This is a genomic window from Methylobacterium sp. Leaf111 (assembly GCF_001423285.1).
Taxonomy (GTDB): domain Bacteria; phylum Pseudomonadota; class Alphaproteobacteria; order Rhizobiales; family Beijerinckiaceae; genus Methylobacterium.
Genome location: NZ_LMNE01000046.1, coordinates 1 through 6891 on the forward strand (window position 1 = coordinate 1; position 6891 = coordinate 6891).

Below are 6891 nucleotides of genomic sequence, written 5' to 3' on the forward strand. Positions count from 1 at the left end.
CAGGGTGCTTGGGCGAACGTAAAGCCGATGCCCAACCGCAAGCAGGTCTTGGCCTTCAGCCCGTTCCTGTACAAGTACCGCAATCTGGTCGAGCGCTTTTTCGGCAAGATCAAGCACTTCCGCGCCGTCGCTACTCGCTACGACAAGGATCCCGATAACTTTCTTGCCAGCGTCAAACTCGCCGCCATCCGGGTCTGGCTGCGAACTTTATGAGTCCGCAACCTAGAGCAGGAGCGCCACCATCATGCCCGGATGATAGCGCGGGTAGCCGCGCTCTTCAATTTAGGTATTACGGATGGCCGAGAGGTCGAGCGCTTACCGCACCGTATCGCGAACGAAGCGCGCCATGTGCCCAGGCGGCACGAACTCGTGCGAAGAGGGCGGCTCCAACCAGCCTTGATCGACATCCCAGGAGCGAAACACCTTGGCTATGAGCCGAGCGAATCACCCCCAGGCCCTTCCGTCGAGAGAATTACTTGGACGATCTCTTCGCGCAAATCAAAAACGCTCTTGCAGAAACCGAGTCGGTGGGAACATCCCATGTCGCGTTGCGCCTATTTGGCGATCATTGAATGAGCCAGCTAAAGTCCGGTGCACTCCTTATAGCCAACTGAGATGAATTGAGAGAGCGCTGACATTGCGACTTTTGATAAAGTAGTTTGATGTCATGGTCGCGCCAAGCCATTCGTTGCCGCCCCCATATGATGTCGAGACGTTCGACACCCTTTTGGCTCGAGCCTTAAGGCCAGTGACGAACGACGAAGGAGCTCGATCCGGCCCCTTCGTCGTTCAAGCTGCTGGTCGCTAGAGGCGTTCTTCTACCAAGAACCCACGCTAGAGTTGCTTTCTTAAACTTAATCTTGATGATTTCCTATCGTCTAAGCCACATCTTCGGCCGGGATTCCGGTACATGATTCGAAGAGCCGATATATGGCATCTGATAATTTGGAAAAAAGGGAAATTTAAGTGCTCGCTCTTTGGATGAGTACACTTGGCGTATGAGATTTTTACGACTCCCAGGCTTTTTACGCAAAAGCGTTTTGTAATTATTGAATCCCCCTTCATCAGAAAGTCTATTTAATGCTATATTGTATAACAATGTAATAAATTCGTCATCCGATACGGTGTCCATCTCTGCCAATTGGTCGAGCTTCCGAATTTCCCACGCGGCTATAGCTGCAAAAATTGTTTGTCGATCGAACCCTCCGCCCAAATTGTGCAAACCAGCTAAGACACTTCGAACACTTGGATCTGCAGCTACGTAATTTTTTGTTGAAAAGTGCGCGGACGGATTTCTTGCCTCATTCCATCCGTAGAATATATAGTGTCGCAATGGATCGATATTTAATTCTCTAATATCCTTATATTCTTTTATATAATATTCAGGACTGAACTCACCAAACACAGTCTCAATGTCAATCGCTATTGAAAGAGATTTGTCCAGTCCAATTTTGATCGCTTGCATATTCCTGATAAAATCAGCAACGCTTTCGTTAGCTGCTGGCAAGGAGGGGTTATATTCGTAATTGATCGATTTTTGATCCTGCCAAGTTTTCAAATCTGCACGAATCGCCATACAGGTATTTCGCCAAGTGAATTTGCTACGGACTGAATTTAATGCTCGCCTGAAATGAGTCTTCTTTTGGGAATCAGAAAGGCTAAAAGCCTTCTCCATCGCCTCTGCAACGTCTACTGGGTTTGGCTCCCACCAATTACCCACCTCAGAAAAGTCTTTATCCTCATAATTTGCTACAATTTCTTTACCATCGAAAGTAATTGCGCCTTCGTATACCATATCTGCAGTGGCGCCATAACTGGGAAATATAGTTAGCAGCCCGCAGGCCATTGCTTCGACGACTGAAAATCCAAACCCCTCTGATCGTGATGTGAGAACAAGATAATCAACACTCCTGTAAACTGTTGCTAGCTCTTCATTCGAGAGAGGGATTAGAGTTTCCCGATAAGAAATATTGCTATTAATGTCGTCAAATATCAGAAACTGCTTCCATTGCCGTGCATGTCTCCGATTTTCGCTCCCTTCCGGAAGCACACCGTGACCAAGAACCACTAGCTTTGCTTCAGGATGATTTTTACTAAAGCTCTCCCACGCTTTTAAGATGACGTCATAACCTTTCCGATATTGAGCTCGCGCAAACCATAAAAATGTCGGACTGTCGTAAAGCCGCTCAGAGTTTCCCCAAGGCTGGAAAATGTCAGTTTCTACACCTAGCGGAACGTAATGCGTGCGGGCAAAACCCGCGTCTTCAAACACTTTAAGGTTCCATCTTGACGGTAAATATGTGGACTTATAATCATCTTTATGCTCAATCCATGTATCCGGAAGCTTGCTAGTTTCCCAAACCGAGTAGAGGCAATCAAATGGCTCAATGCCAGGATGGGCAAAAATCAATTCTGGGCGATCGTTGTCAATTAATCCGTATCGCTTCATGTAAGGAAAAAGATTTTTATTGATTATGTTCCATGACGTCGCAACATCGTTTTTATGGTCGATATATGCCAAGCCATATCCAAGGTGCTTTTTTGTAAATATCTTACGACTATTTTTTATATACTGTAAGCGAATTTCAGATTTTCCTTCAGAAAATGTAGATCCACTGAAATGTTTGATTTGAGATTGCGGTAGATAGGCCGTTGTATAACCCGCCTCCCGAAGCCTCAGACCAAAATCCGCGTCTTCGTGATAGAAGCCAAATTCGTCGTCAAACCCCCCGATCTCTGTACCAGCACTTGTTCGAATTATTGAGCATGTCATCTCGCAGAAATCAGACTCAATACGATATACGTTGCCCGGGGGCACTGACGTATCGTGCTCGAAATCTGTGATGCTAAGATCCCAATACACTCTGCGGCTCAAGGTGCCGACTTTTTCTTCTGAACTTGTTATAACTTGAGAACACGAAAGAGCTCCAAGTCTATCATCGCTCATCATCTCATACAAAAGCTCGCGTGCAACATCAGTGACAAATACAATATCGTTATTTGAAATATAAACAAACTCTGCATTTCTATCTCGTGCAATCTTAAGTGCATAGTTGCAGCATTGAGTGTATGAATGGGGTGTATCGAGCTGGAATATTTCGACGCCATTCTCGAAACAAACTTGTTCTGTTGTGTCTGTACTTCCCTGATCAAGCACTACAATTTGTTTTGCGGGTATTTTAAGGGTCGGCAGCATTTGCTTAAGTAGTCTTCCACCATTAACCGATGGTATAACAAAGATCGATTCATTAAGTTTGCCTTCAACAAGACTAATTTCTGCTTTTGATGCCGACGAAAAAGAAATATCTTTTGCTTTGATCATAAGGCTTCACTCATGTGCTAAAAAGCTATGGTTGATCGATGTCTTTTTGAGTAGATAATGCAATTACGATGCCTAAGCCTGCTCATCGATTATGTGTTGCATAAATAACCTGCAACTCTGCCGAGCGCTGCCACGGCACTGCACGATTTGGAGTGGTCAACCATCTAATTCGCTTCTTGTGCCATCGAAGAATGGCCGAAATCGTGCGATGGAGATCCTTTGAGTACGCCTTATATCAGCTGGCCTCTACGAGGTGCGCCAGTTCAGAAGTCTACGCGCCACTTATATCGGTTTGTCCGCTCGAAGAGTTGAAGGCGCACGTCATAGCAATCTGTCCTCGCGACACCGGGCTCCAATAGTTCTTCCCTAACTTGCACACAAACCGTGCCTATGTGTACCCACATCGCGTGCTTAATGGTCCTTTCCCGATCGATCTGCTGACCGTTACATAATACGCTGCGTCGCTCAGCATGTCCGGGTTGATACCCGTAGGCACACACAATAAGCTTCGGAAGTTTCAACCATTGGAACCAAACAGTCTGGTATGATCCGCACAACAACGTTCGACATCTTGGGAAGCGCTACGGCTCTCGCTAACGCATTAAACTTTAACAATAGATCGCTAGTGCCTGTCGTGTTTGCGGTCTAACTCCCCCGGGCCATGAACGGCGCCACGGCGACAACCTGCACCTATGCGATTGACGGCTTCAAGGTCAACTGACTCCGGGGCCACACTTTTGAAACTTAGTCAGAACAACCGGAAAGCCTTCTCAATGCGCCTTTCTGCACGGCTGCTTGCCCTCGCCCTCATCGCGGCATCGCCGAGCGGCGCCATTGCATTGGACCCCGGCACACCGGATCCGTTGCGGGGGCCGACCGTACCGGCACGCCGGATCATCCTGCCCCCAACCGATCAGGGGTCAGGTGGCGACATGTCGAAGTTCTCCGTTCGCATCCCCGGCTGGAACGACGGCCGAAAGCTCGAAGACATCATCCGCGACTTCTCTCTGGCCAACCTGCCGGACTTCTCGGCCGCGGTGCTTGGCGGGGTCGAGGCAGATACCGGGGTGGATCAGACCGCGCGCATCGTCCTCGCGTTGTCCAGAGTGCCGACGTCCGGCGGGCGTCTGCGCTTCCCATGCGGGCGGGTGCTCTACTCATCTGTCGTCGTTCCGAACCCACGCCTTGTCCTGGCCAGCGCCAACATCCGCTGCACCGAGCTGACCACGATGGCCAGCGCGGCGACCGGCACCACCCTCAAGTTCACCGGCGTGTATTCCGGCATCGAGGACATGGCCTTCGCGCATGTGGGCTTCGACAGCGGCGCCTTCCGAACCGCCGGTCCGACGGTCGACCTCGCCAGCGGCTATAACTGGGTGAGGCGCTCGACTTTCCGCGGCTGCTATATGTGCGTCCGCATGGGCGCCACCGGCGGCATCCAGTGGGTACAGGACAACAGCTTCGAGTACAGCGCCGATGGCGCGGCCTACCCCGGCTCGGGCTACATCCTCGTCGACAACACCTCGGTGGGCCCGCACAACATCATCTCGGGCAATCTCGGGCTCTCGAACTTCCTCGACGGCAATCCGGCCAACCGACGCTATCCGGACGCGGCCGTCATCGTCACGCAGACGGGCGAGCTCTACACCTTCGCCAACGACTGGGTGAGCAACCGGACCAGCTACAAGATCATCCCCGGCAACGGCCAGCGCGTCGAGAAGGTCACCCTGGCGATCGGGACCAACGACAGCGCCCAGGCCGGGAATGTAATCGTCCGTCCGACTGGCACCGGCCGTGTCATGGATCTTTCGATCCCGACCCCCTGGCTCACCAATACGACACAGATCACGAGCGCGGTGAACACCATCGGCGTCGATCTCGATGCCAGCGCGGCGACGCCCTCTGCGTCCCACCCGTACCCGATCAACATGGTCTCGATCACCGGCGGCGGGCAGATCACCTCGACCACCGGGCAGACCGGCTCCGGCGTGCGCTGCAAGGGGCCGGTGAGCAACGTCACCGTGAGTGCGGTCACCATCGCAGGTTGGGAGGCGGGCGTGGACCTCCAGGCCGGCTGCCGTAAGGCGACGCTCGCCGACAACAAGATCGGCGCTTACAGCCCCTTCGACGTGCCCGCTGCGTCCAAGACAAACAAGGTCGGTATCCGCGTCGCAGCTGGCGTCGTCGGCCTGAACGCCCACGACAACGATCTTGAGGGCAACACCGTCGCACCGCTTCAGGACGCCTCGACCGATGCGACCCGCCGCATCCACGACAATCCCGGCTACAACCCGGTCGGCGCGAAGCAGATGGCTGTCACGGAGAGCCCGATGACGTTGCCGGCCCTGCCGACGACCGCGAGCTACGTCGTGAACGGCGGTGCCTCTGTCGCCGTGAAGGTAAGCGCGGCCGATAACAGCGGAGCGCTCACGGTCTGCGCTGCCAGCCCATGCAGCTTCACGATCCCGCCTGGGCTGCCCGTGACGCTCACCTACTCCTCCGGCCCGGCCGTCGTTCAGACGATTTACTGAGGCTCCCTATGGCTCGCACCCTGCTCGCCGCCGCGCTCCAACGGTCTGCGTGGCCGTGACGATTGAGCTGATCCCGTCCCTTGTCTGCGCCCGGCCGGCCCGGCGGCGCTGAGCCACAGGTGAAGGCTGGCCAGCCTCAGCTTCACGGCTCAGCGAGGGCCATCAGCATCAATCCAACGTGGCCTGCATTAGCGATCTCCCCGGACAAGGCCAGTCGTTTGGCTTCTTGGCGCGAAACGAGCACCACCTCGATGTCTTCGGTTGGCTCCGGATTGGACTTGCCAGCGATGACGCTCGTCGCTCGGATCAAGTGCAGGCGGTTGGCATAGCGCGCGGGGTCGACACTCATTGTGGCAAGATGGGCCAGCGTCCCGCCGGAGTACCCGGTTTCCTCACGCAGCTCGCGCGCGCCAACGGCCACGGCGTCCCTGTCATGGGGGTCCATCATACCTCCAGGAAGCTCAAGGCTGAGCACCTGAAGCCCATGCCGGTATTGCCGAACGAGGATGACCTGGTCGGCCTCGTCCGTCGCAAACACGTGCACGAAATCGGGAAATTCGAGAACGTAATAGGGCGCGACCTCTACTCCGTCGGGGGTCGAGCAATCGTCTGCCCTGACGCTGATCCAGCGATCCTGGAGCACGTGGACGGTCCGATGGATCGTCCATCTCTTATCACCAGCCATCGCTGATCCCCTTCCGCGGCCAAGCGAAAGTGCCGCACGGCGGGACCGATACCTGAAAAACCTGGAGACCACCTATGGACCTCTCGCCCATCGGCGAAGCCGTGCTCATCGCTCACGAGGGGCGGTGGCTGAAGGCCTACAAGGATTCGGTCGGCATCTGGACCATCGGCATCGGCCACACCTCGGCGGCGGGCGCGTTGCTGGTCACCGCCGGTCTGACGATCACCTCGGCCCAGTGCGATGCGATCTTCGAGTGTCCGACGTCAGCACCTGTGGGACAGATTGAGGGTCTTCACGAACGGAGGATGGCTGGTTCATCGTAGCCCCTGAGGAGCGAAGATGAAGCAGACATC

3 protein-coding genes and 3 pseudogenes are annotated in these 6891 nt (G+C 54.0%); 3 read left to right on the forward strand and 3 right to left on the reverse strand.

Annotation, left to right across the window (positions count from 1 at the left end; translation table 11 throughout):
• Window positions 1-213, forward strand: a pseudogene (locus tag ASF41_RS19150) (IS5/IS1182 family transposase); the annotation flags it as partial.
• Window positions 214-285: 72 nt separating this feature from the next.
• On the opposite strand, the pseudogene ASF41_RS25205 reads toward ASF41_RS19150, so the two are convergent.
• Both ASF41_RS25205 and ASF41_RS25210 read right to left on the reverse strand, forming a co-directional pair.
• Window positions 286-432 (reverse strand): annotated as a pseudogene (locus tag ASF41_RS25205) (IS5/IS1182 family transposase); the annotation flags it as partial.
• Window positions 433-871: 439 nt separating this feature from the next.
• Entirely contained in the window at window positions 872-3322 is a 2451-nt protein-coding gene (locus ASF41_RS25210; RefSeq protein ID WP_156653388.1) for a glycosyltransferase, read from the reverse strand.
• 692 nt (window positions 3323-4014) lie between these two features.
• Here ASF41_RS25210 and ASF41_RS19155 point away from each other — a divergent pair.
• Window positions 4015-5853 (forward strand): hypothetical protein, encoded by a 1839-nt coding sequence (locus ASF41_RS19155; RefSeq protein WP_156653389.1) that lies wholly within the window; start codon window positions 4015-4017, stop codon window positions 5851-5853.
• 142 nt (window positions 5854-5995) lie between these two features.
• Here the strand turns inward: ASF41_RS19155 and ASF41_RS19160 are convergent, their stop codons facing one another.
• Window positions 5996-6496, reverse strand: a complete 501-nt coding sequence (locus tag ASF41_RS19160) for an NUDIX hydrolase (RefSeq protein WP_244479719.1) — start codon at window positions 6494-6496, stop codon at window positions 5996-5998.
• A 116-nt stretch (window positions 6497-6612) separates the two neighbouring features.
• Between ASF41_RS19160 and ASF41_RS19165 the strand changes: the two are divergent.
• Window positions 6613-6789 (forward strand): annotated as a pseudogene (locus ASF41_RS19165) (lysozyme); the annotation flags it as partial.
• Window positions 6790-6891 lie beyond the last annotated feature (102 nt).

Excerpts from the sequence above, each read along its gene's own strand:
- ASF41_RS25210 (WP_156653388.1), bottom strand. The coding sequence starts at position 3,322 with ATGATCAAAGCAAAAGATATTTCTTTTTCGTCGGCATCAAAAGCAGAA.
- ASF41_RS19155 (WP_156653389.1), top strand. The coding sequence starts at position 4,015 with ATGCGATTGACGGCTTCAAGGTCAACTGACTCCGGGGCCACACTTTTG.